At 70.9% G+C, this 22,347-nt stretch carries 17 protein-coding genes and 3 tRNA genes; 16 read left to right on the top strand and 4 right to left on the bottom strand.

Annotation, left to right across the window (positions count from 1 at the left end; translation table 11 throughout):
- Nucleotides 1–60 precede the first annotated feature (60 nt).
- Nucleotides 61–1,740, bottom strand: a complete 1,680-nt coding sequence (gene pgm / locus B7K22_RS05460; RefSeq protein ID WP_084038965.1) for a phosphoglucomutase (alpha-D-glucose-1,6-bisphosphate-dependent) — start codon at nucleotides 1,738–1,740, stop codon at nucleotides 61–63.
- 128 nt (nucleotides 1,741–1,868) lie between these two features.
- Between pgm and B7K22_RS05455 the strand changes: the two genes are divergently transcribed.
- The 3 genes from B7K22_RS05455 to B7K22_RS12055 all read left to right on the top strand — a co-directional run bounded on the left by B7K22_RS05455 (nucleotide 1,869) and on the right by B7K22_RS12055 (nucleotide 4,861).
- Entirely contained in the window at nucleotides 1,869–2,819 is a 951-nt protein-coding gene (locus B7K22_RS05455; protein WP_234983322.1) for a glycosyltransferase, read from the top strand.
- The gene (gene pheA / locus B7K22_RS05450) at nucleotides 2,816–3,763 is read left to right on the top strand and encodes a prephenate dehydratase (protein ID WP_084038964.1); all 948 of its coding nucleotides are present in this window, start codon (nucleotides 2,816–2,818) and stop codon (nucleotides 3,761–3,763) included. Before B7K22_RS05455 ends, pheA begins: the two co-directional genes overlap by 4 nt.
- Nucleotides 3,764–4,441: 678 nt before the next feature.
- Nucleotides 4,442–4,861 carry an endonuclease domain-containing protein gene (locus tag B7K22_RS12055; protein WP_159448769.1) on the top strand — a complete coding sequence of 140 codons (420 nt, stop codon included), beginning with the start codon at nucleotides 4,442–4,444 and terminating at the stop codon, nucleotides 4,859–4,861.
- A gap of 93 nt (nucleotides 4,862–4,954) precedes the next feature.
- Here the strand turns inward: B7K22_RS12055 and B7K22_RS05440 are convergent, their stop codons facing one another.
- Nucleotides 4,955–6,097: a diacylglycerol kinase family protein gene (locus B7K22_RS05440; RefSeq protein WP_084038962.1), complete on the bottom strand. Its 1,143-nt coding sequence runs from the start codon at nucleotides 6,095–6,097 to the stop codon at nucleotides 4,955–4,957.
- Between the two features lie 34 nt (nucleotides 6,098–6,131).
- Between B7K22_RS05440 and serS the strand changes: the two genes are divergently transcribed.
- Genes serS through B7K22_RS05420 form a run of 4 tightly spaced genes read left to right on the top strand, consistent with a single transcriptional unit; the run spans nucleotide 6,132 to nucleotide 10,400 of the window.
- Nucleotides 6,132–7,403, top strand: coding sequence for a serine--tRNA ligase (gene serS / locus B7K22_RS05435; RefSeq protein WP_084038961.1), 1,272 nt, complete (start codon nucleotides 6,132–6,134; stop codon nucleotides 7,401–7,403).
- Nucleotides 7,400–8,257, top strand: a complete 858-nt coding sequence (locus tag B7K22_RS05430; protein ID WP_084038960.1) for an HAD family hydrolase — start codon at nucleotides 7,400–7,402, stop codon at nucleotides 8,255–8,257. The genes serS and B7K22_RS05430 overlap by 4 nt, the downstream gene beginning before the upstream one ends.
- A gap of 43 nt (nucleotides 8,258–8,300) precedes the next feature.
- On the top strand, nucleotides 8,301–9,146 hold the full coding sequence (locus tag B7K22_RS05425; protein WP_234983321.1) for an HAD family hydrolase: 846 nt from the start codon (nucleotides 8,301–8,303) through the stop codon (nucleotides 9,144–9,146).
- Between the two features lie 21 nt (nucleotides 9,147–9,167).
- Nucleotides 9,168–10,400 (top strand): AGE family epimerase/isomerase, encoded by a 1,233-nt coding sequence (locus B7K22_RS05420; RefSeq protein WP_084038958.1) that lies wholly within the window; start codon nucleotides 9,168–9,170, stop codon nucleotides 10,398–10,400.
- 92 nt (nucleotides 10,401–10,492) lie between these two features.
- On the opposite strand, the gene B7K22_RS05415 is transcribed toward B7K22_RS05420, so the two are convergent.
- Nucleotides 10,493–11,458 (bottom strand): NAD(P)H-quinone oxidoreductase, encoded by a 966-nt coding sequence (locus tag B7K22_RS05415; protein WP_144276249.1) that lies wholly within the window; start codon nucleotides 11,456–11,458, stop codon nucleotides 10,493–10,495.
- A 216-nt stretch (nucleotides 11,459–11,674) separates the two neighbouring features.
- Here B7K22_RS05415 and B7K22_RS05410 point away from each other — a divergent pair, with 216 nt between their 5' ends.
- From B7K22_RS05410 to B7K22_RS05385, 6 genes are all read left to right on the top strand, one after another.
- Complete coding sequence (locus tag B7K22_RS05410) at nucleotides 11,675–16,732, top strand: ATP-binding protein (protein WP_144276248.1); 5,058 nt, start codon at nucleotides 11,675–11,677, stop codon at nucleotides 16,730–16,732.
- Between the two features lie 46 nt (nucleotides 16,733–16,778).
- Nucleotides 16,779–17,246: a roadblock/LC7 domain-containing protein gene (locus B7K22_RS05405; protein ID WP_200807368.1), complete on the top strand. Its 468-nt coding sequence runs from the start codon at nucleotides 16,779–16,781 to the stop codon at nucleotides 17,244–17,246.
- A gap of 11 nt (nucleotides 17,247–17,257) precedes the next feature.
- Entirely contained in the window at nucleotides 17,258–17,653 is a 396-nt protein-coding gene (locus tag B7K22_RS05400) for a DUF742 domain-containing protein (RefSeq protein ID WP_234983320.1), read from the top strand.
- Nucleotides 17,634–18,236, top strand: coding sequence for an ATP/GTP-binding protein (locus B7K22_RS05395; protein ID WP_084038953.1), 603 nt, complete (start codon nucleotides 17,634–17,636; stop codon nucleotides 18,234–18,236). The genes B7K22_RS05400 and B7K22_RS05395 overlap by 20 nt, the downstream gene beginning before the upstream one ends.
- Nucleotides 18,237–18,306: 70 nt before the next feature.
- Nucleotides 18,307–18,738 carry a hypothetical protein gene (locus B7K22_RS05390; protein WP_084038952.1) on the top strand — a complete coding sequence of 144 codons (432 nt, stop codon included), beginning with the start codon at nucleotides 18,307–18,309 and terminating at the stop codon, nucleotides 18,736–18,738.
- A gap of 58 nt (nucleotides 18,739–18,796) precedes the next feature.
- Nucleotides 18,797–18,884: transfer RNA gene (locus tag B7K22_RS05385), tRNA-Ser, on the top strand.
- A 41-nt stretch (nucleotides 18,885–18,925) separates the two neighbouring features.
- On the opposite strand, the gene B7K22_RS05380 is transcribed toward B7K22_RS05385, so the two are convergent.
- On the bottom strand, nucleotides 18,926–19,291 hold the full coding sequence (locus tag B7K22_RS05380; RefSeq protein WP_084038951.1) for a helix-turn-helix transcriptional regulator: 366 nt from the start codon (nucleotides 19,289–19,291) through the stop codon (nucleotides 18,926–18,928).
- Between the two features lie 232 nt (nucleotides 19,292–19,523).
- Between B7K22_RS05380 and B7K22_RS05375 the strand changes: the two genes are divergently transcribed.
- From B7K22_RS05375 to B7K22_RS12050, 3 genes are all read left to right on the top strand, one after another.
- A tRNA-Ser gene (locus B7K22_RS05375) sits at nucleotides 19,524–19,613 on the top strand.
- 69 nt (nucleotides 19,614–19,682) lie between these two features.
- Nucleotides 19,683–19,758 (top strand) — tRNA-Arg (locus B7K22_RS05370).
- A 566-nt stretch (nucleotides 19,759–20,324) separates the two neighbouring features.
- Nucleotides 20,325–22,347, top strand: a 2,023-nt coding sequence (locus tag B7K22_RS12050; protein WP_200807367.1) for a DUF5979 domain-containing protein, incomplete at its 3' end; no start/stop codon positions are given.

Here is a 22,347-nt window from a genome sequence, read left to right as displayed (position 1 = left end):
GCGCCGTGTCGCGGCGGAGGCCCCGCGACACCGCCAGGCCGCCGAGCAGCCGGAGCGTGCTCAGCCCTCCAGCGCCTCGCTGACGAGCGCCTTCGCGGCGTCCTGCACCTCGGCCAGGTGGTCCTCGGACACGAAGGACTCCGCGTAGATCTTGTAGACGTCCTCGGTGCCGGACGGGCGGGCGGCGAACCACGCATCAGCCGTCGTCACCTTGAGCCCGCCGATCGCGGCGCCGTTGCCGGGCGCCTCCGTGAGCTTCGCGGTGATCTCCTGGCCAGCGAGCTCGGTGGCACGCACCTGGGACGGCGACAGCTTCTTCAGCGTGTCCTTCTCGGCCTTCGTCGCCGCGGCATCCACGCGCGCGTACCAGGACTCGCCCAGCTCGTCCGTCAGCGAGGCGTGCAGCTGCGACGGCGTGCGGCCCGTCGCGCCGGTGATCTCGGACGCCAGCAGCGCGAGGATGATGCCGTCCTTGTCGGTGGTCCACACCCGGCCGTCGCGCCGCAGGAACGATGCTCCCGCCGACTCCTCGCCGCCAAAGCCCGTGGAGCCGTCGAGGAGGCCGGGCACGAACCACTTGAAGCCCACCGGCACCTCCTCGACTCGCCGGCCGCGCTTGGTCCCCACCCGATCGATCAACGAGGACGACACGAGCGTCTTGCCGATGCGCGCATCGTCCCTCCACTGCGGCCGCGCCCCTCCGTAGAGGTACGAGATCGCGGCGGCGAGGTAGTGGTTCGGGTTCATGAGGCCGCCGTCGCGGGTGACGATGCCGTGGCGGTCGGAGTCCGCGTCGTTGCCCGTGGCGATGTCGTACGGCGCGTCCGCGCCCTCCATGAGCGAGCGCAGGCTGGCCATCGCCGACGGCGAGCTGCAGTCCATGCGGATCTTGCCGTCCCAGTCGAGCGTCATGAAGCGCCAGGTGGGATCGACCTCCGGGTTGACCACGGTGAGGTTCAAACGGTGCTCCTCGCCGATGGCGCCCCAGTAGTCGACGGCGGCTCCGCCGAGGGGATCGGCGCCGATGCGCACGCCCGCCTCCCGAATCACCTCCAGATCGATGACGCTGGGGAGGTGATCGAGGTAGACCTTGAGGAAGTCGAACCGCTCGGTGGTCTCGGCAGAGAGCGCCGCCTTGAGCTGCAGGCGCTGGACCTGCTTCCAGCCGCCGCCCCGCAGGAGCTCGTTCGCGCGATTCGCGATCCAGGCCGTCGCGTCCGTGTCCGCGGGTCCGCCGTGCGGCGGGTTGTACTTGAAGCCGCCGTCGCGCGGAGGGTTGTGCGACGGCGTCACGACGATGCCATCCGCGAGGCCGGCTCCCGACGTTCGCAGGCCGGTCGGCGAGACCGCGCCGTTCTCGACGAGGATCGCCAGCGACACCGCGGGGGTGGGGGTGTAGCCGTCGCGGGCGTCGATGCGGGTGCGCACGCCCGCTGCGGCGAGCACCTCGAGGGCCGTGTCCTGCGCCGGGCCGGACAGCGCATGGGTGTCCTTGCCCAGGAACAGCACGCCGTCCGTGCCCTGCGAGCGCCGGTACTCGACGATCGCGGCGGTGGTGGCGACGATGTGGGCTTCGTTGAAGGCGGTGTCGAACGCGCTGCCGCGGTGCCCGGACGTGCCGAACACCACCTGGTGCGCGGGGTCGGAGGGATCGGGGACCTTGTCGAAGTACTCGCCGATGAGGCGGTCGACATCGATGAGGTCCTGGGGCTGGGCGGGAGTTCCGGCGCGCTCGTGCATGGCTCCCACTCTTGCACCAGGCGCGCGGTCGCGTCCATCGCACAGGCACGGCGATGCAGAGTCACGTCGAGGTCACGGTCATGCAAAAGACGGGGAAAAATGCCCGGCTGGAGGGCTAGGCTGTGCTCGTGGCAGCTCAGCGCAAGGCAAGCGCAGACCGGGAGCCTGCGGACGCGGAGGCGACGCAGGCCGGCAAGCCGAGCCGCACCGCGGGCCCCAAGGCGAGCCGACGCCCCAAGAGGACCGGCGCATCGGCCCCCGACGGCAGCGCCTCCGACGGCATCGCGGTCGCCGCGCGCCGCCGCGCCATCACCGACCCGCGCGACCTTCACGCCGCAGCCGCGCTGATCGTGGCGCACAACCAGGCGCGTCGCATCGCCGCGACCGTCCGCGCGGCACGATCGATCCCCGGCGTCGACCTCGTGCTCGTGGTCGACGATGGCTCCGGCGACAACACCCAGGAGCTCGCTCGCAAGGCGGGGGCGGTGGTGATCCGCCACTCCCACCATCGCGGCAAGAGCGCATCGGTGGAGACCGGGGCCTCCGTCATCGCGATGCGCGACGAGCCCGGCCGCACTCCGCGGGCGATCCTCCTGCTGCCTGGCGGGCTGGGGCATCACGCCGTGGGTGCCGCGCCCCTCGTCCCCGCGGTCGTGGAGCAGGTCGCGGATCTCGCCGTCGCCGTCACCGAGCACGATGACCGTGCTCTCAGCACCTCTGGCAAGCTGGCCAGGCGTGCCGTCGAGCATTTCTCCGGATGGGCGCCTCACGACCCGCTCGGACCCATCCGATGCATCACGCGTGAGGCGTTCGAGGCGGCGGTCCCGCTGGCGCGCGGCGCCGGACTCGAGGTCGCGATGACGCTCGACGCGCTCCGATCGGGATTCACGGTGACGGAGGTGGAGTGCGACATCCGGCACCGCCCCGGGGGTTCGTCTCCCAGGGCCGCGGCCAAGCGTGCCGCCCAGTACCGTGACGTCATGGTGGCCGTGAGCTCGAGACGGGTGCGGTCGGAGGTGACGGGCGCGCGCGTCGCTGTGAGCCAGCGCCTGCGCGGCAGCAAGGAGGAGGACGCGTGACCCACAGTCCCCGCTATGCGTATCTGGGACCGGCCGGCACCTTCACGGAGGCCGCGCTGTACGCCATGGTCGGTGACACGGCCATCGATGCGGTGCCCGTGGTCGACGTTCCTGCGGCGCTGGGCGCCGTGCGCGCCGGTGAGGCGGACTTCGCCGTGGTCGCGATCGAGAACACCGTCGAGGGCGGCGTCACCGCGACGCTCGACACCCTCGCCGAGGGCGACCCGCTGGTCATCCTGGGCGAGTCGGTCCTGCCCGTCGAGTTCGAGCTCGTCGCCCGGCAGCCCACGGCGCATGCCGACATCGAGCGGGTCACGGCGCACTCGCACGCGTGGGCGCAGGTGCGGCGCTGGGCGCACGCGACGATCCCGCAGGCGGTGTTCGTGCCCGCCTCATCGAACGCTGCCGGCGCACTCGCCGTCGCGGGGCGTGAGGGAGTGGGCGGCGTGGACGTCGACGCAGCGCTCGCTCCCCCGGGGACCGCCGCGCGTCTGGGCCTGAGCCTCATCGAGTCCCACGTCGCCGACAACCCTCATGCAGCGACCAGGTTCGTGCGCATCGGCCGTCCCGGCGACGTGCCGGCACCCACCGGGCGCGACAAGACCACGCTCACGGTGCACCTGCCCACCGATCGCTCGGGAGCCCTGCTGGAGATGCTCGAGCAGTTCGCCGCGCGCGGCGTGAACCTGTCGCGCATCGAGTCGCGGCCGCGGTGGGACCGGCCGGGCGAGTACTCGTTCTCGATCGACGCGCTCGGCCACATCGCGGAGGAGCGCATCGCGGACGCGCTCGCGGGACTTCGACGGTCGTGCCCGCTGGTGGTCTTCCTGGGCTCCTACCCTGCGGTGGGCTCCGGCGTCACCGCGGTGCCGGACGGCATGACCGATCGGGCCTTCGAGGAAGCCCGCGCCTGGGTGGCGGGCCTCAGGAACGGACAGCCCTAGCCGCCGCGGCCGTCCCGGCCTCCGCAACCCTCACCTCTCCCTTGTTGCGCGAATTGGGCCCAACTCGCGCACCTAAGCGACTTGATGCACCAAAACCGACCACGGCGATGGCCGCGGCGAACGCTTATCCACAGGCCGCGCACCCGCAGTGGCCCCCGCGCGCTCGCCAGGCATACGGTGCGAGTCATGCCCAGACGCCGTTCCGCGCCTTCACTCGTCTCGATGACGACGGCGATGCAGTCGGCACCTCGGCCCTGGACTCGAGCTGAGCTCGAGGCCTCGTGGAGCGGTCGAACCCTCTCCGAGGCGCTTCGCAGAGGGTTCATCGCGCGCATCGCTCCTGCACAGTATGTCCACGCGGCGTACTCCGAGGACCCCGGATGCCGACTTGAGGCCGTCTCGAGCTGGATGGCTCCATCTGGCGTGATCTCGGGCGTTGCGGCTCTGTGGGTGCGAGGCTGGAGAGGCGCCGAGCCCGAGCGAATCGACGTCGTGTTGCCGCGCGGCTCCAAGCTCGCTAGGCCGGCATTCGTGGACACGCTGCGCACAGACGACGTGCCAGCGAGCGACGTGGTTCGCGGGCTTCGGGTCGTTGGGGTTGAAGATGCCGCAGTGATGGCGTGGCGCCGGGCGCAAGCCGACGACCGCAAGGGGCTCCTGCTCGATGTTCTGCGAGACATGAGCGTGCGCGCTTCCGTTCTGAGGGAGCGTGTCGACTCGACCGCGCGCATACCCGATCGCGACGGACTGCTAAAGGTCGTCGCTCTCGCGCGTGAGGGCGTTCAGAGCATGCTCGAGTACATCGCTGCGACAGAGGTCTTCCACGGCCCGGAGTGGCGCGACTGGGAGCGCCAAGGGGCGATAGCGGTGGGCGGACGAGTGCTGCACCCTGACATGGTCCATCGGGCGTCGCGCATCGCGATTGAGCTCGACGGGGCACGTCACCACTCTGACGACGGTCAGCGGCGGCGCGATATCGAACGCGATGCGCTGCTTGCCTCCGTGGGGTTCATGGTGATCCGGCTCACCTGGGAGGACATCACTCGCCGTCCGGAGTGGTGCAGGCGACGTGTTCGGGAGGCCCTAGCGGCGCGGTAGACCTGCGATCCTGTGGGTCGGTTCTGGTGCATCAAGTCGCTTAGGTGCGCGAGTTGGGCCCAACTCGCGCATCAGGGGGAGGGGAGGCGCGGGTCAGGTGGCCGGGACTCGGACCTTCAGGGCGCCTGGATCGAGGACCGCCGTGATCCGAGTCGCGCGCCCGAGCTCCTCGCCGTCGACCTGCACGCGCTCGGGCGACGCCATGGAGATCTCGACCTTGCGCCCCGTCGCGGTGTCGATGCGGGACGCGCGCCACGCCTGGAGGACCTCGGACTGCTTGATGCCAGCGCCTTGAGCGATGACCGATCCGAACAGGTCTGTCCATCCCACGATCCCGGCGCGCGCGTCGAGCGTCGCGATGTCGAGGGTGCCATCCGAGATCGACGCATCCGGGATCAGCTGAAGGCCGCCGGGCAGTCGCCCAGCGTTCGCGAGCAGCACGGTGCGCATCTCGTTGGTGACGGGCTCGCCGTCGTCGATGGTGACCGTCGCCGTCATGCGCTTGTCGCCCAGATGCTCGAGCGCCGCGAAGAAGTACGCCATCCATCCGAGCCGGCGCTTGAGGGTCGGATTGGCGCCCGCGACCATCTCCGCGTCGATGCCCGCGCCCGCCATGACGAGGAACAGGTGGCGCCCCTCGTGGTCGAACTCGCCGTCGGCGCGGTCGACGTCCAGGTAGCCCACGTCGACGGCGCGGTCCACTCCCTCGAGAGCCGTTCGCATGAGCGCACTCGTGTCCGCCAGCGGCAGGTCCAGGTTGCGTGCGAAGAGGTTCCCGGTGCCCATGGGCAGGATCCCCATCGCCACGCCAGTGCCGGCGAGCGCCTCCGCGACGGCGCGCACCGTGCCGTCGCCACCCACGGCGACCACCACATCGGCGCCCGCCTCGACGGCCGCGCGCGCCTGTCCCGTCCCCGGATCCTCGACCGTCGTGGTGAACCACATGGGCTGCGGCAGATACCGGATCGCGCACGCACGCATCGCGCGCTCCTTGATCTGGAGGACGCCGTCCTTCGACGGGTTGGCGACGAAGGCGACACGCTGCTGGTCGGGGTGGTCGAGGCTGAAGGCTCCGCTGCCGCCGGGAACGGCGGGCCGGATCCGCAGGAGTCGGCGCAGATACTTGGGCACGGCGAAGGGATCGCGGGCCCCCACGCGGCGCGTGATGGTGACGGCGAGCACCAGCGCCATGACGGCGATGATCAGGGCAATACCGCCGAGCACCAGGGCAACCATGTCCCGAGCCTACGCCGCCGATAGACTCGCCCGCATGATCGACCTGAAGCTCCTTCGTGCTCAGCCGGACCTCGTGAAGGACAGCCAGCGCTCTCGCGGAGAGGACCCCGATGTGGTCGATCGGGTGCTCGCGGCGGACGCCGAGCACCGCGGCGCGCTCGCGGACTTCGAGACCAAGCGGGCGGAGCAGAAGGCGCTGGGCAAGGACGTCGCGCAGGCTCAGGGCGACGCCAAACAGGCGCTGCTCGCGCGCACCAAGACGCTGGCCGCCGAGGTCAAGGAGCTGCAGGCAAGCGCCGATGCGGCGGCGGCTCGGGCGATCGAGCTCGCCCGGTCGCTGGGCAACATCCCCGAGGCCGGCGTGCCGAGCGGCGGCGAGGACAGCTTCGCGGTCCTGCGTCATGAGGGCGAGGTGCGCGACTTCGCTGCCGAGGGCGTCGAGGTCGCGGATCACCTCGCGATCGCCGAGGGCCTCAAGGCCATCGACATGGAGCGCGGCGCGAAGGTGTCCGGTGCTCGGTTCTACTTCCTCACCGGCGTCGGGGCGCGCCTCGAGCTCGCGATCCTGAACGCGGCGATGGCCGTGGCGCAGGATGCGGGCTTCAGCCCGATGATCACGCCCACCCTCGTGCGCCCGGAGACCATGGCGGGCACCGGGTTCCTGGGCAAGCATGCGGACGAGATCTACTACCTCGAGCGCGATGAGCTGTACCTGACGGGAACCTCGGAGGTCGCGCTCGCGGGCTACCACACGGACGAGATACTCGACCTGAGCAGCGGCCCACTCCGGTATGCCGGCTGGAGCGCGTGCTATCGGCGCGAGGCCGGGTCCGCCGGGCGCGACACGCGTGGCATCATCCGCGTGCACCAGTTCCACAAGGTGGAGATGTTCAGCTACGTGACCGCCGCCGACGCGGCCGCCGAGCACGCGCGGTTCCTCGAGATCGAGGAGCGCATGCTGCAGGCGCTCGAGCTGCCGTACCGGGTGATCGACACCGCGGCCGGCGACCTGGGCATGAGCGCGGCGCGCAAGTTCGACTGCGAGGCGTGGCTGCCGAGCCAGGAGCGCTGGATGGAGGTCACGTCGACCTCGAACTGCACCACGTATCAGGCGCGCAGGCTCAACGTCCGCGAGCGGGGCGAGCGCGGCACGGAGGCAGTGGCGACCGTCAACGGCACCATCGGTACCACGCGGTGGATCGTGGCGCTGCTCGAGAACCATCAGCAGGCGGACGGCTCGGTGCACGTGCCCGAGATCCTGCGGCCCTACCTGGGCGGGGTCGAGCGGCTCGAGCCGGTCGCATGAGTGCGGGCGCGACGCCCGCCCCCCTGCGGTTCGACCTCGATCCGACCGCGCCCGTGCTGCTCGCGCTCGACATCGATGACACGTGCTCGTACCAGGAGACCGTTGGCGAGGTGCGTTCCCTGGGCGTGGTCTCGCGCGCGGTCCAGGAGGCGATCGACCGCGTGCGCGATGCGGGGGTGCACCTCGTCTTCGCGACGGGCCGGCAGACGGACTCCGCACTGGCGTTGGCCCGCCAGCAGGGCTGGGGCGACCTCGACATGCTGTGCTCCCAGGGCGCGGTCACGGTCCACACCTCGCCCGATGCCGCGGACTTCGAGATCACCGCGCGCCGCACGTTCGACGCGCGACCTGCGATCTCGGCGCTGCTGTCGCGCTTCCCTGACCTGAGCTACAGCGTGGAGCACATCGACACGGGGCATGCGGTGGGCGTGGCGCATCCTCAGGGCACGGTGTTCGGTCGCATGGCCGCAGGGATGACGGACGCGGACGCGGCGGAGACCACCGCTCTCATGGTGAGCAGCACCACGGCGACGGGCGACGAGCTCCATGACGCGATCGAGCACCTGGGGCTCAGCTGCCATCCCTTCACCGACCTGGGCTCGGGCTGGGTCGATGCGTCGCCCCCTGGCGTGACCAAGGCCTCAGGGCTCGAGGAGCTGCGGGTGGCGTATGGCGTGCCGCGGCGCAACACGGTCGCGGTGGGAGACCACACCAACGATCTGCCCATGTTCGCGTGGGCGGCGCACTCGGTCGCGATGGGCCAGGCCTCACAGGCGGTGCGCGAGGCGGCGACCCACGTCACCGGAACACTTGACGACGACGGCGTGGTCGCAGTGCTCGACGCGCTGTCCTGACGTCCTCCACCCTGCGTCACCGGCACGTCGTAGCATCTGTGTCATGGAGATGCGCCCCCCGCTCGACAACGACTCGTGGCGGATCCTCGGCCTCGACATCGACGGCACCCTCATGCACTGGGGCGGCGACATCTCGGATCGGGTGGTGCGGGCGGTCGAGCAGGTGCGCATGTGCCGCAATCACGTGATCCTCGCGACCGGCCGCAACATCGTCGCGACCATGCCCGTGGCGGAGCGGCTGGGTATCAGGCGCGGCTACGCCGTGTGCTCCAACGGAGCGGTGACGCTGCGCCTGAACCCAGCAAGCCCCGGTGGCTACGACATCATCGAGACGGTCACCTTCGATCCCACGGCGGCTCTCGCGCTCATCCGCGAGGAGATGCCGGACGCGTTCTTCGCCGTCGAGGACCTGGGCGTGGGGTTCCGCGTGAGCCGTGAGTTCCCGATGGGAGAGCTCACCGGTCGGCAGATCGTGGTCGACAGCTTCGAGGACCTGGCGCACGGCGAGGCGACCCGCGTGGTGATCCGTGCGCCCGGCGTGGACGTCTCCCACTTCGACGATCTGGTCCACCGCATCGGCCTCAACGACGTCACGTACGCGGTGGGCTACTCGGCGTGGCTCGACCTGACGCCGCCGGGCGTGACCAAGGCGTCCGCGCTCGAGGCGCTGCGCCGCAAGCTGGGCGTGTATCCCGCCCACACGGTGGCCGTCGGCGACGGCAACAACGACCTCGCGATGCTCGAGTGGGCGGGTCAGTCAGCGGCGATGGGAAATGCGCCCGCGCACGTTCACGCTGCCGCGGACGAGGTTCTGGGGTCGGTCGAGGAGGACGGGCTGCTTCCGCTGCTCGAGCGGCTCATCGACCCCGACCGCCTCGCCGTCCTCTGAGCGCGGCGCTAGCCTCACACCATGATCTGGATGACGAACCCCGCGCACGTGCGCTGGCTCGAGTCCGAGACGGATCGACTGCTCGAGTTCGGCGCCGCGAGCCTCGACCCGCGCGGCGGGTTCGGGTGGCTCGACGAGGCGGGCAGTCTCGACGTGACGCGTCCCGTGGAGCTGTGGATCACCTGCCGCATGACCCACTGCTTCTCCCTCGCGGCGCTCATGGGACGCCCAGGTGCCGGCGCGCTCGCTGACCACGGCATCGACGCTCTGCGCGGGCGACTGCATGACGACGTGCACGGGGGATGGTTCGCGGCCGTTGACGGGGATGCCATCACCAAGGATCTCAAGGAGGCGTACGGCCACGCATTCGTGATCCTCGCGGCGTCGTCGGCGCTCATGGCGGGCCGTCCGGGGGCGCAGTCGCTGCTGGACGAGGCGCTCGCCGTGCATGCCGAGAGGTTCTGGGACGAGGGCGCCGGGATGAGCCGGGAGGTCTTCGGCCGCGACTGGTCGGAGGTGGAGGACTACCGCGGCGTCAACGCGAACATGCACACGGTCGAGGCGTACATGGCGGCGGCGGATGCGACGGGCGACAAGCAGCTCCTCGCTCGAGCGCTGCGCATCGCCGAGCGCGTGGTGCACGCGTACGCCCTGGAGAACGACTGGCGCCTGCCGGAGCACTTCGACTCGTCATGGACCCCGCTGCTCGAGTACAACGCGGGGCATCCCGCCCACCCGTTCCGCCCCTACGGCGCCACCATCGGCCATCTGTTCGAGTGGTCTCGGCTGACGCTGCAGCTCGCATCGTCCGTGCAGCAGTCCGGCCTCGCGCGACCAGAGTGGATGGTCGAGGATGCCAAGCACCTGTATGAGGCGGCCGTGCGCGAGGGGTGGAACGTCGACGGCGCGGTGGGGTTCGTCTACACGGTCGACTGGGAGGGAAAGCCGGTCGTGCGCGAGCGCATGCACTGGGTGACGGCGGAGGCGATCGGCGCCGCCGCGGTGCTGTGGTCCGTCACCAGGAACGCGGCATACGCGGAGGACTACCAGCGCTGGTGGGACTTCGCGGCTGAGTTCCACATCGATCGACGAGGCGGCTCGTGGTGGCACGAGCTCGGCCCGGGCAATGCGGTCTCCCGGACGGTGTGGGAGGGCAAGGCGGACATCTATCACGCGCTGCAGGCGACCTTGATCCCGCGGCTGCCGGTGTCGCCTGCGCTCGCGAGCTCGTTGGCGTCAGGCAACCTTCGCTGACGTTCAGCTCCCCATTCGCGCATCAGCCGCGGAGGAGGGGGACAGTGCGCGGGGCCGATGCGCGGGGCCGATGCGCGGGGCCGATGCGCGGGTCATCGGGGCGGCGTGAGCACCAGTTTGCCGAAGACGTCGCCTGATTCGAGGGCGCGGTGGGCGTGGTCGGCCTCGCCGAGCGCGAAGGCCCCGTGCACGACGGGCCGCACCTGCGTGGGGACGAAGGGCCACACGTCGCGTTCGACGGCGCGCACGATCGCGGCCTTCTGCGCGTGGGGTCGGGCTCGCAGGGTGGTGCCGATCAGCCTGCCGCGCAGCGCCAGCAGCCGGCCCAGGTCGAGCTCGCCGCGGACGCCGCGCTGAAGTCCGATGACGGCGAGCGCTCCGTCAGGGCGCAGCATCGCGAGGTTGTCGGCCAAGGCGCCGGCGCCCAGCACGTCGAGGATCACGTCGGCCCCGCCCAGCTCGCGCACGCGGTCCACCACGTCTCCTGCGGTGTAGTCGATCCCGACCGCGCCCAGCGCCTCGCACCGCGCGGCGCGGTCCGACCCTCGCGCCGTGGCGAGCACCCGCATGCCGTGCGCGGCAGCGATCTGGATCGCGAGGCTGCCCACTCCACCGGATCCTCCCTGGACGAGCAGGGTCTGCCCAGCCCGCGCATCGGCCGCCTCCAAGGTGGACCACGCCGTGCACGCCGCCTCCACGATGCTGCCGGCCTCTTCCCAGGACAGCCCATCAGGGCGCGGCAGGACCAGGTCCTCGTGGACGGCGACGCGCTGGGCATAGCCGCCACCCGCCACGAGCGCGCACACCGCGTCGCCGAGCTGCCAGCGGGTGACCCGTCCGCCCATCTCGACCACCTCGCCGGCGACCTCGAGCCCGGGCCATTCCGGCGATCCGGCCGGCGGAGGGTACCGGCCTTCGCGCTGTAGGAGGTCTGCCCGATTCACGCCGGCGGCGCGCACGGCGACCACCACGTCGTGAGGGCTAGGGGCCGGATCGGGGGCCTCGGCGAGGTGGAGGACCTCGGGTCCGCCAAAACCACGCAAAGTGGAGATGATCACATCAACGCCCCAATGGTTTGCGTCATAGCGGCCACGGTATAGCGTCTCAGTCTGCGAAGCCGCTGGTTTCAGGTTCTCGGCGAAGGTGCCGATAAGGCTGGGGTCCAGATGCATGAGGGCGCGGCTGGAAGATGTCCAGCTGGCCAGGCACGTGGCTTGTGAGGGAGAGAGTAGATGCTCCAAAGGCTTGGTATTCGGGGAAAGATCCTCGCGGTGGTGGCAGTGCCGATCCTGGTGCTCGTGCTCGCGGCCGCCTTCATCACCTACGGCGCCTCCCAGGACCTCAGTGCCGCCCGCAACTCCCAGGATCTGGTCGAGACCCTCGACACCACCCGCGGGCTCGAGGCCGCGCTGCAGGACGAGCGCTGGGCGGGAACCGAGTTCGTGGACATCGTGCAGGGCGTGAGCAACGCCCGAGTGCTCGGACAGAACGACACGGACGAGGCCGTCGACGCGGCCGTTGCCGACCTGCAGGCCGAGGACGCGTCGGAGCTGGTGCCCGAGCTCTACGCCGCGCTGGGAGTGAGCGGTCCCGACGACCCGCTCTTCGCTGCGCAGCGCGCCGTCACGCTGGGCGCGCCGGCCGAGGAGGGGGGCTGGCTGACGTTCCCCGCCGAGGACGAGGTCGCGGCGATGCAGGACGCGTACACCGCGACGCAGGCCGCAGTCGCCGCAGTCGCGGAGGACGCCCCTGCGACGGTCGGCGGAAGCTTCACGATCCTCGAGTCCAGCATCGGCTACGAGCGCGACACCGCTGCACGCCTGTTCACCGAGCCGGTCCCGCTGCAGGCACAGGTCGACTCGAGCGCCGCCGACGTCGACCGCGCCATCGCCGCGCTGCTGGGCTCGACCGCGCGCCTCGAGCAGAACGAGGACAACGCCGCCGCCGTCGCCGCGCTGTCGTCCGGCGAGGCCGCCATCGCGAACCTCGAGTCGGTTCGCACCGGCGTGCGCGCCGCGCAGGGCAACGTCGCCACCTACTCCGGCTTCTACCGCAGCATCCTGCTCACGATCGTCGGCGCCGCGGACGACATCGCCGTGGCGATGACCGACCGCGAGGTCGTCGCCGCGCTCCAGGCGTACGGCGATCTCGACGCGCTCGTCGAGAACATGGAGTTCGAGAAGTCAGAGTTCGAGAAGCTGATCCGCGCGGGCACCTTCCAGGTGGGCGAGTCCACCGAGGCGAGGAACCTGACGGTCCGCACGGACCTGACGCTCGAGGAGGCGCAGGACTCGTCCGCCGCCATCGCCGGCGTCGAGCCCGTCCCCGACTTCGGCGCGTCCGTGGGATTCGACGGCTCCCTCGACCAGCAGTCGTACGAGTCCGTGCGTGCCGCGGTCATCCGAGGCACCGACACCGACCTGGCCGCCCAGAGCAACGCCCAGTGGGCGGAGCAGGTCGACGAGGAGCTTGCGGTCTACGAGCCGCTGCGCGAGGACCTCTGGAACGAGGTCGAGGACATGGTGGCGGCAGACGCCGGAGCGGCGCTCACCCAGGCCATCCTGACGGCCATCGTCGCCGTGCTGGTCGTCGTGGCGTCGATCATCATCGCCCTCCTCATCGCCCGCCGCATCATCAACCCGCTGCGACGCCTGACCACGACGGCGACCGCCGTGCGCCAGGAGCTGCCGCGCCTCGTGGAGCGCGTGGCGATGCCGGGCGAGCAGGTGGACGTCTCCGAGGTGCAGATCACCGTCGAGTCCCGTGATGAGATCGGCACGCTCGCGGAGGCGTTCAACGGCGTCAACGCCGCGACGCTGTCGATCGCGGCCGAGCAGGCCGCCCTGCGTGGCTCGATCTCGGAGATGTTCGTCAACGTCGCCCGTCGTGACCAGGTCCTCCTCAACCGCCAGCTCAAGTCGATCGACGAGATGGAGCGCACCGAGGACGACCCGGATACGCTGACCCGGCTGTTCGCGCTCGACCACCTCGCGACCCGAATGCGTCGAAACTCCGAGTCGCTCCTGGTGCTCGCAGGCATCGATACCGGCCGTCGCCTGCGCCGTCCGATGCCGCTGTCCGACGTGATCCGCACCGCGTCGTCGGAGATCGAGCTCTACGAGCGCGTGCAGCTCGAGCTCGACGCCGATCCCTCGATGCTCGGTCACTCGGCGCTCACCGCAGCGCACCTGTTCGCCGAGCTCCTCGAGAACGCGACCGTGTTCTCCGACCCTGGCACCCAGGTCGTGGTGCGCACGCGGCACATCGACGGGACGTACGTGGTCGAGATCGAGGACTCCGGAATCGGCATGACCGAGTCGGAGCTCGCCGAGGCCAACAACCGCGTCGCCTCGTCGGCCGCGTCCGAGATCCTGGGCGCGCAGCGCCTGGGCCTGTTCGTGGTCGGCCGCATCGCCCGTCGCGTGGGTGCGCGCGTCAGCATCGCCTCCCAGGAGAACAAGGGCACGGTGGCGACCGTCACCATGCCGCAGTCGCTGTTCGTGTCGGAGGAGAGCGTTCCGGAGGAGCACATCTCGGGCTCCGCAGTCGACGCCGCGACTCATGCCCCGGCGGCGCTCGTGAGCCACGACGCCGCGGACGAGATCTCCGAGTTGCCATCGCGCGCCACCGCGGCACCCGCGTACACCCCGACGGTGATCGAGGAAGGCGCAAGCCTGCTCGCGGGCCGTGGTGCCGCGTCAGGCCCGGCGACCACCGAGCAGGAGGCCAGCCCGCAGCCGCAGGCAGACCCGAACTCGATCGAGGCGCTGATCGCCGCCGATGCCGCCGCCGCGCCCTCCGGCGAGCAGTCCAACCCCGCAGACCTCACCGAGGGGACCACCGGAGCGGGCCTGCCCACGCGCCGTCGCCGGGAGGCTCCCGCGCCCGCCGACGCCGAGCGCGAGCAGCAGTCGATCGTCGGACTTCCTGCGACCGCGACCGACGAGCAGCTGTCCGCCCTCGAGGCGGAGCAGGCCGGCGGCTTCACGCCCGCCGTCTCGCCCAGCGAGCTCGCGCCGCAGTCCGCCGAGGAGCGCGCGTCGATGTTCCGCGGCTTCCGGTCGCGCAGGTCCACCGAGGACGAGGCGCCGGTCGATCCCGAGCAGGAGTCGCTCGGCCACGCTGCCCGTCGTGGCGGCCTCGACGCATCCGCCCTTGCTGCGGCCAACGAGCCGGCGGAGCCCGCGGAGTCCGCGGCGCCGGCCGAGCCCGAGCTGACCATCCCGTCGCTCGAGCCCGATGACGCGCCCTCTCCCGAGGGCAGCGCGGACGGTGAGGGCGCGGACGCCGACGGCTCTGGTGACACTGCGATCGCCGCCGGCGCGACCGCCTTCGGCGCGGCCGCGTTCTTCGGAGCGCGGGCAGCCGAGGATGGCGGCGCTCCGAGCTCCGCGGACGCGCACGCTGCCGACGCGAACGCTGCAGATGGGGCCGACGCGCCCGTCGGGTCCGCGACGTCGTTCGCGTCGGCGAGCTCCGCGGCCTCGGCGCCGACGGCGCCTTCCGCGGCGTCGGCACCCGTCGCCGCCGAAGACGATCTGTCGCCGCAGCCTGACGCTGACCTGCCGACCTTCTCGATGCCCAAGCTCGCTGGAGCCACGGGCGTCGGGCTGGCGGCTACCGGTGCCGTCGCGCACCAAGACGAGCCGGCGAGCGCATCGGCGCCCGCGACCCCTGCGGCGGACGAGACCCGAGTCGAGTCCGTCCCTGACCTGGAGAGCGACGGGCCAGCCCTGTCCGCCTCGAGCGCTGACGACTTCGAGCCGGAGTTCGGCGCAGACTCCGCTGCTCCCATGGTGATCCCGAGCCTCGAGAGCGACGAGGATGAGGCCGCCGAGGCCGATCACGGTCAGGCGGACCAGGCGGACCAGGCGGAGGACGCGCGAGCCGCGGCCGTGCCTGCCGACGACGCCCCCTCGGACGTTCCGGATCCGCACAGCGGCGTCGACGCGGTCTCCCTGAGCGACGATCGCTACGACATGCCCGCTCCGGCCGCGCCTCACGACGGCACACCGACGAGCATGCCGTGGGAGCAGTCGGCGCACGCGCCGTCGGCCCCGTCCGCTGCCCCGGCAGCGGCCCCGTGGTCGCAGTCCGCGGTCGAGCACGATGCTCCGGCCGCGCCCGTCGCCCAGCAGCCGGCACCCGGGTTCGCCCCGGCCGCGCCGGGCTTCGCATCGCCGGCGCCTGAGCCCGTGGCCGAGCCGGTGGCCGCTGCAGAGCCCGTGGATGCCGAGCGCCAGGAGGAGCTCGCGGCCCCGGGCGCGAGCTCGGCTCCGAGTCCAGGCGCGCGGTCCAACCCGAGCCTCGATGACCTGATTCAGAGTGCCGTCGACCACGACGCGGAGGAGCGCCCCGGGTTCTTCGCCCGGCTGTTCGGCCGTGGCAACCGCAAGGCCACCGGCGCTGCGCCGCTGGCCCAGCCGAGCGCGCCGCCGGCGTCATCGCCTCACGCGTTCAGCTCCGTGACGTCGACGCCGGAGCCCGCGAGTGCCCAGCAGGTCCCGTCCGTGCCATCGGCTCCGGTCGCCTTCGCGCCACAGACGCCGTCCGTCCCCGAGGCCGCTGGCCCGCGCGACGAGCAGCCCGCGCCGCAGGCTCAGAACGGCTTCGCCTTCGGGACGCCGCAGCCGGCGCCCGAGGCGACGAGCGCACCGCAGGCTCCTTCCGTGCCGTCAGCTCCGGTGGCCTTCGCGCCACAGGTGCCGTCCGCGCCCGAGCCGGCCGCGCCGCACCACGAGTCGCCCCAGCACGAGTCGCCCCAGCACGACGCGCGGCAGCCGGCGCAGTCGCCGTGGCAGGCATCCCCGTCCGCGCCCACGTCCTTCGCGCCCGAGCCGCAGCCGGAGCCCCGCGCGGAGGACTTCCCCGCGGCGCCACAGCAGCCCGCGACTGCATGGGGAGCCGACGGAGGCGCGCGAAGCTTCACGCCCGAGCAGCTCGCCACGCCGGCGGGATGGGAGTCTGCCGGTGCGAGCGCGCTCCAGGCCGCCGAGCCCGAGGTCGCGACCAGCTACCAGCCGGTGATCCAGCCGGACTCCGCAGGTGGCGAGGACGTGACGTCGGCGGTGTTCTCCGAGCTGAGCTCGCTCGCGGCCGAGCGGCCCAAGATCGAGAAGACGAGTGCTGGCCTCCAGCGCCGCCGCCCCACGGGCGCGGCGCCGGTCGAGGTCAAGCCCATCGAGGAGTCCGTGGAGATCGCCCCGGCCGAGCGCGACGCGGACGCTGTTCGCAACCGCTTCAGCTCGTTCTACTCGGGTACGCAGCGCGCGAAGGATGACGTCGCGAGCTTCGAGCGCCAGACTGAGCCTGCGGAGGCGACCGACTCGTGAGACCCCAACCGACTAGCATCCCTACCACCCAGAACTCGTTCCACCGATGGAGCGTTACCAGCAAGGAGGAGCTGTGACCGAGCTCAGCACTGAGGCCACCAACTTCGGATGGCTTCTCGACAACTTCGTTCAGACGGTGCCTGGCACTCGCCACACCCTCGTGGTGAGCGCGGATGGCCTGCTCATGGCCATGTCGAAGAACCTCGACCGCACCGGTGGCGACACCCTGGCCGCGGTCGTCTCCGGCATGGCGAGCCTCACCCGGGGCGCGGCGCGACAGCTCGGAGCGGGTGAGGTCAGGCAGTCCATCATCGAGATGGACGAGCTGTTCCTCTTCCTCATGAGCGTCTCGAACGGCTCGGTGCTGGCAGTGGCCGCCGACTCGACGTGCGACGTGGGCCTGGTGGGCTACGAGATGACACTGCTGGTGTCGCGCACCGAGAACGCCCTCACCCCGCAGCTCATCACCGAGATGCGTCAGAACCTTCCCACCGACGGCCTGCTGCGCTCGTAAGGGGACGGATCATGACAGACGCGATGACGCCGCACGGCGAGGAGGAGACCTACACGGTCCGCCCCTACGCCGTGACCGGCGGCCGCGTGAGCGCTGCCAGCAAGGACCTCCCCATGGAGGCCCTGGTCGAGTCGCGCTCCACCACCCAGGCTTTGAAGGGGCTCACCCCGGAGAAGAAGAAGATCCTGCAGCTCGCTACAGGTCAATATCAATCCGTCGCCGAGCTCTCGGCTCACACCCGGCTTCCGCTCGGTGTGGTCCGTGTGCTGGTGACGGATCTTGCTGAAGAAAATCACCTGACGATTCACACCGGCGGAACTGCCGACGACACGTCGACCCACGACGAGTCCGGCGGCATTTCCCTGAGTCTCCTGGAGAGTGTCCTCGATGGCATCGCAGCCCTCTGACGCGGCGGTCGCGACCTCCGCCCCCACCGTCGCCCCCACGGTCGTCAAGATCGTGATCGCGGGCGGCTTCGCGGTGGGCAAGACCACCTTCATCGGTTCGATCTCGGACATCGACCCCCTCAACACCGAGGCGGCGATGACGGAGAAGTCGATCGGCATCGACGATGCCGGCGGCGTGACCGACCGCAAGACCACCACCACCGTCGCCATGGACTTCGGCCGCATCGCCCTGCCGGGCTCGCTGTGGCTGTACCTGTTCGGGACGCCGGGCCAGGACCGCTTCCTGTTCATGTGGGACGACCTCGTGCGGGGCGCCATCGGCGCGGTCGTGCTGGTCGACACCGAGCGTCTGGACCAGTGCTTCCCGGCCGTCGACTACTTCGAGGGTCGCGGCGTGCCGTTCGTCGTGTGCGTGAACTGCTTCGATGGCGTGGCTCGCCACACCCTCGAGGATGTTCGTGAGGCCCTGGGCATCCCGCCCGAGGTCCCGGTCATGTACACGGACGCTCGCGAGAAGGCCGCGACCAAGCAGGCGCTCATCGCCGTCGTGCAGTTGGCGATGAAGCAGCTCAAGAAGAGCTGACTCAGACGGCCGATGCGTGCGCAAAGGCGCGTGCGCATCGGCTCGCCGCCTGCGCCGATACCCTGGTGACGTGATCTATGTCGACGGTTCCGCGCTGTGCAGGTTCCTGCCCGGCGTGAAGTACTTCGACGAGTGGAACGCCTGGGTGGTGCCTCGCATCGACCAGGTCGCGATGACGCAGCTAGGCGTGACGGAGCTGCGGCAGGCGGCGGAGCTCATGCCGCGCGACCAGAAGGCTCGCGCGTATGACGTGGTGGATCAGGTGCGCGCGAAGATCGCGATGATCCGCTTCTCCGACCAGAACGTCTCCGTGTCCACGCACGCTGCCGCGGTCCTGAAGCCGTTCGCAGCCCTGCACCTGGGGGCGGCGGTCGCCCATCCCGCGATGGACACCATCGCCACGTACGACGCGGAGCTCGCGCAGGCGGCGGAGCTCTACGGCCTCACCGTCGTCACCCCTGGCCTCGAGCCGGGCTGGCATGGGGGCGGTCCGGCCTCCTGAGGGCCGATGCGCTCGCTCGGGCTGGCACAATGGTCGCTGGCGATCCTCGGGTCGCCGAGGAGAGTTGACCGAGCGGCCGAAGGTGACAGTCTTGAAAACTGTTGAGGCGTAACCCGTCTCCGTGGGTTCGAATCCCACACTCTCCGCCGCTGGTGCGGCGCGCTCGCCTGCGCGGGACGTCTCAGCGTCAGCAGCAGTCGCAGCCGATGCTCAGCGCCGCGGCGACCGCCCTCACGTTGTCCGCGCGCAGGGCGTAGAGCACCCTCGCACCGTCACGGCGAGGAGCCACCAGGCCGGCGCGTTCGAGCTGTCGGAGGTGATGGTTCGCCGTCGCGGCTGTCACCTCCAGCAGCGTCGCCACCTCGGTGGTGGTGAGCGCGTGGCCGTCGCAGCACGAGAGCTCCTGCAGGATGCGCACGCGCCCGGCGTCGGCCATCGCGCGCAGCCTGGCCGCGATCTGGGCGGCGTCGCGCTCGGGCGAGAACGCCGCCGAGCCGAGCGGCGCGCAGCACAGCGTCTCGGAGGCGTCGATCACGGGCAGGCTCGCTGGCATGAGGCGATCATGCCACGAGATTTGACATATGTCGAATCCTGCGCCACGCTCGGCTTGAGATATATGTCGAAAGGAGGTGAGCGCGATGGTGGACACCGACAACGGCGGAGGCTGCTGCAGCGGAGGCTGCTGCTGATCGGCTGGAACGCGACCGGCGGGCGGCCTGATCACCCGCTCGTCGGATCCGCTTTGCTCAGCGCGCCCCGCGCCCGGTACCCTGTGTGGGCGATCGGGAGACGTGACTGAGCGGCCGAAAGTGCATCCCTGCTAAGGATGTGATGGGGTTACCCATCCGTGGGTTCGAATCCCACCGTCTCCGCCACCCGTAGCCGGCTCGTCGCGACGCGCGTCGCACAGCCTGTATACTCGTGACTCGGCCCGCACGGGCCGTGCGCCCTTAGCTCAACGGATAGAGCATCTGACTACGGATCAGAAGGTTGGGGGTTCGAATCCCTCAGGGCGCGCCACAGGACAAGCCCCGTCGCAGTCGCGGCGGGACTTGAGTCATTCTTGGGCCAGCGTGCGAACCATCTGCGCTCCGGCATCGCGCCGGACGATCGTCGCGGGGCGCAGCCGCGTGATGAGCACATCCGGGTGGTCGCGCTCGTGAGCGTCCAGTAGGCGCCAACCGAGGACGCGACCACCATGTGCGCCACGCTGGCGTCACGAGCCGCCACGAGCACGTTCGCGGTCCCGGTGACATCAGTTCTGCGGAGCCGCTGGCGGTCGGGTTGGGCTGGATCTCCCGCGCCAGGGGGATCACGGCGTCGGTCCGGGCGGGCGCGACCAGGCTCGAAGCATGGCCGTCCTTACGTGCCCTGACGCACCAGGACCGGGACATTTGTTGGAACATCCGCCAAAAATGGGACCTAAGGCCCGAGCGGACCCCGCGGCGCCGTGGAAGCGTGAGAACTGTCACAACGGTATGACACGCCGGGGCCCACCGAGTCCCCGCCGATCGCCGCTGAGGTGATCTCCATGACGACCCCCTCGAGGAACGCTCCGGCTCAACTCTCTGAGGAAGTGGTCCCCCATGAATGCAGTAGCCCGCACCGTCCGAGGCACAGCGAACCTGGCCATCGCCGTCGCGTGTCGGATCGTCGCCCTGGTGGCGGTCGTCGCCATCGCCATCCTGGCCTTCGGGCTCGCGGCCATCCCGGCATCCGCCGCAGAGGTCGCTCCCGCCGCCGACACGACCGTGTCGACTCCGGCGGTGTCCCCCACGCCCGAGCCGACGCCGTCCGCCGAGCCTCGTCCTGCGGCTGAACTGGCTCCCGCCACTGAGCCAGTCCCCGCGGCTGAGCCCGCGCAGCAGCCGTCGGCACCTCCCGCCCCGGACGAGCCCGATGTGGCACCCGCTCCGGCGCCTGCCGCAGGTTTCTTCGACGCGCTCTCCCGCGTGCGCGCCAGCGTCTCCACCGTCGCAGACGGCCATCAGCTCACGGTCGCCGCCGACTGGGCGGAGCCGGCTGGCACGCCAGCAGGCAGCCACTTCGGGCTCTCGCTGCCTCCGGAGTTGATCGCGACGCCCGTGGCGCCCTTCCCTCTGCTCGACGCGGCCGGCGTGCCGGTGGGCGAGTGCGAGGTCACGCACTCCGCGATCGACTGCACCGTCAACGACTACGGAGCGACCCACCAGAACGTCCACGGAGACCTCTGGTTCAAGGTGACCGCTCACTACACCGACGGCGCCGATCACGTGAACCTCGTGGGCGCCGGCGGTGCGACCTACCGCATTCCGCTCACGGTCGACGAGCCCACGCCCTCCCAGCCCCACACGCAGACCTCGCACGCCTATCACCCCGCCGCGCACCCGACCAAGCGCGCCCGGCGCGTCGACTCCACGCGCCGCCGCATCGACTGGGAGGTCACCGTTCCCACCTCTGCGCGCCCCTCGCACAGCGCCCTCACGATCACGGACACCTGGTCCGGCGGGAACGAGCTCACGTACCTCGGCGACGCGAAGCTGAGCTGCAAGGCGCAGACCTCCGGTCACACCTCGGGCGTGGGAGCGCACGGGTTCAGCGTCACCGCCCGGCCTGATGGCATCACCGTGGGGATCAGCGACTCGCAGTGCGACGGCACCTACGTCCTCACATACGGGACCGAGCTGCCGGCGTCCGCACACAGCCGCACGACGTTCGAGAACATCGCGGCCGTGCCCGGTCAACCCCGCGCCACGGCCCACGCGACCTGGAACCCTCCGGCCCAACTGAGCAAGTCCGTGAAGGGCGACAACGAGCACCGGCGCGCCGAGTGGACCGTGGTGGCCGATGCTCCCGGACTGGGAACCGGCGAGGCGGTCATCAAGGACCGCTACTCCGACCGGCTCACCCTGGACCCTGAGAGCGTCTCGTTGAGCTGCCGCGTCCTGGGGCGCACTCACGGCCTCGACAGCGCGTCGTGGTCCACCTCCGGGAGCGACGCCTCCAACCAGCTTCTCGAGGTGAGCATCAGCGATCAGACGTGCCGCGTCGATGGCGGGCAGTACGTGCTCAGCTACACGACCGCGTACCCCCTCGACGCCTTCACCGGCGAGGCATACTCCAACACGGTGGAGGCGGGATCCGTCACGACCACGAAGGAGGTGACCTACACGGCGAGCGCCGGCGGCGCCGCGAGCGGCGTGGCGCTGTGGGCCCTGCACCTCACCAAGGACGTCACCGGACCGGGCGAGGCCGCGGTGGGCGACACGCCCTTCGACGTGGCGTGGTCCTATGGAGCTGGCGCGGATGCCAAGAGCGGCGTGCTCCACGTGCACGACGGCTCGAGTGCCACGCTCGCTCGCATCCCCGAAGGCGCTGCGGTGACATTGACGGAGGCGCGAGCGACTGTCGACGGCGTGACGTTCACCGCGCCCGTGTACTCCGGCAGGGGAGTGACCGCGAGCGGCGAGCGCGCCGCGACGGTGAGCGGTTCCTCCGGCACCGTCGAGGTTCAGCTCGAGAATCCGACCACCGCGGTACCGCCGCTCGCGCCTGTGGCTGCGCCGCACCAGGTGCCACACCAGGTCCCGCCGCAGGTGCCGACGGCTGTTCCGCCGCTGGTGCCGAGCA

This window comes from Demequina sp. NBRC 110053 (assembly GCF_002090095.1).
Lineage (GTDB): Bacteria > Actinomycetota > Actinomycetes > Actinomycetales > Demequinaceae > Demequina.
This window is presented reverse-complemented; position numbering and strand designations above follow the sequence as displayed.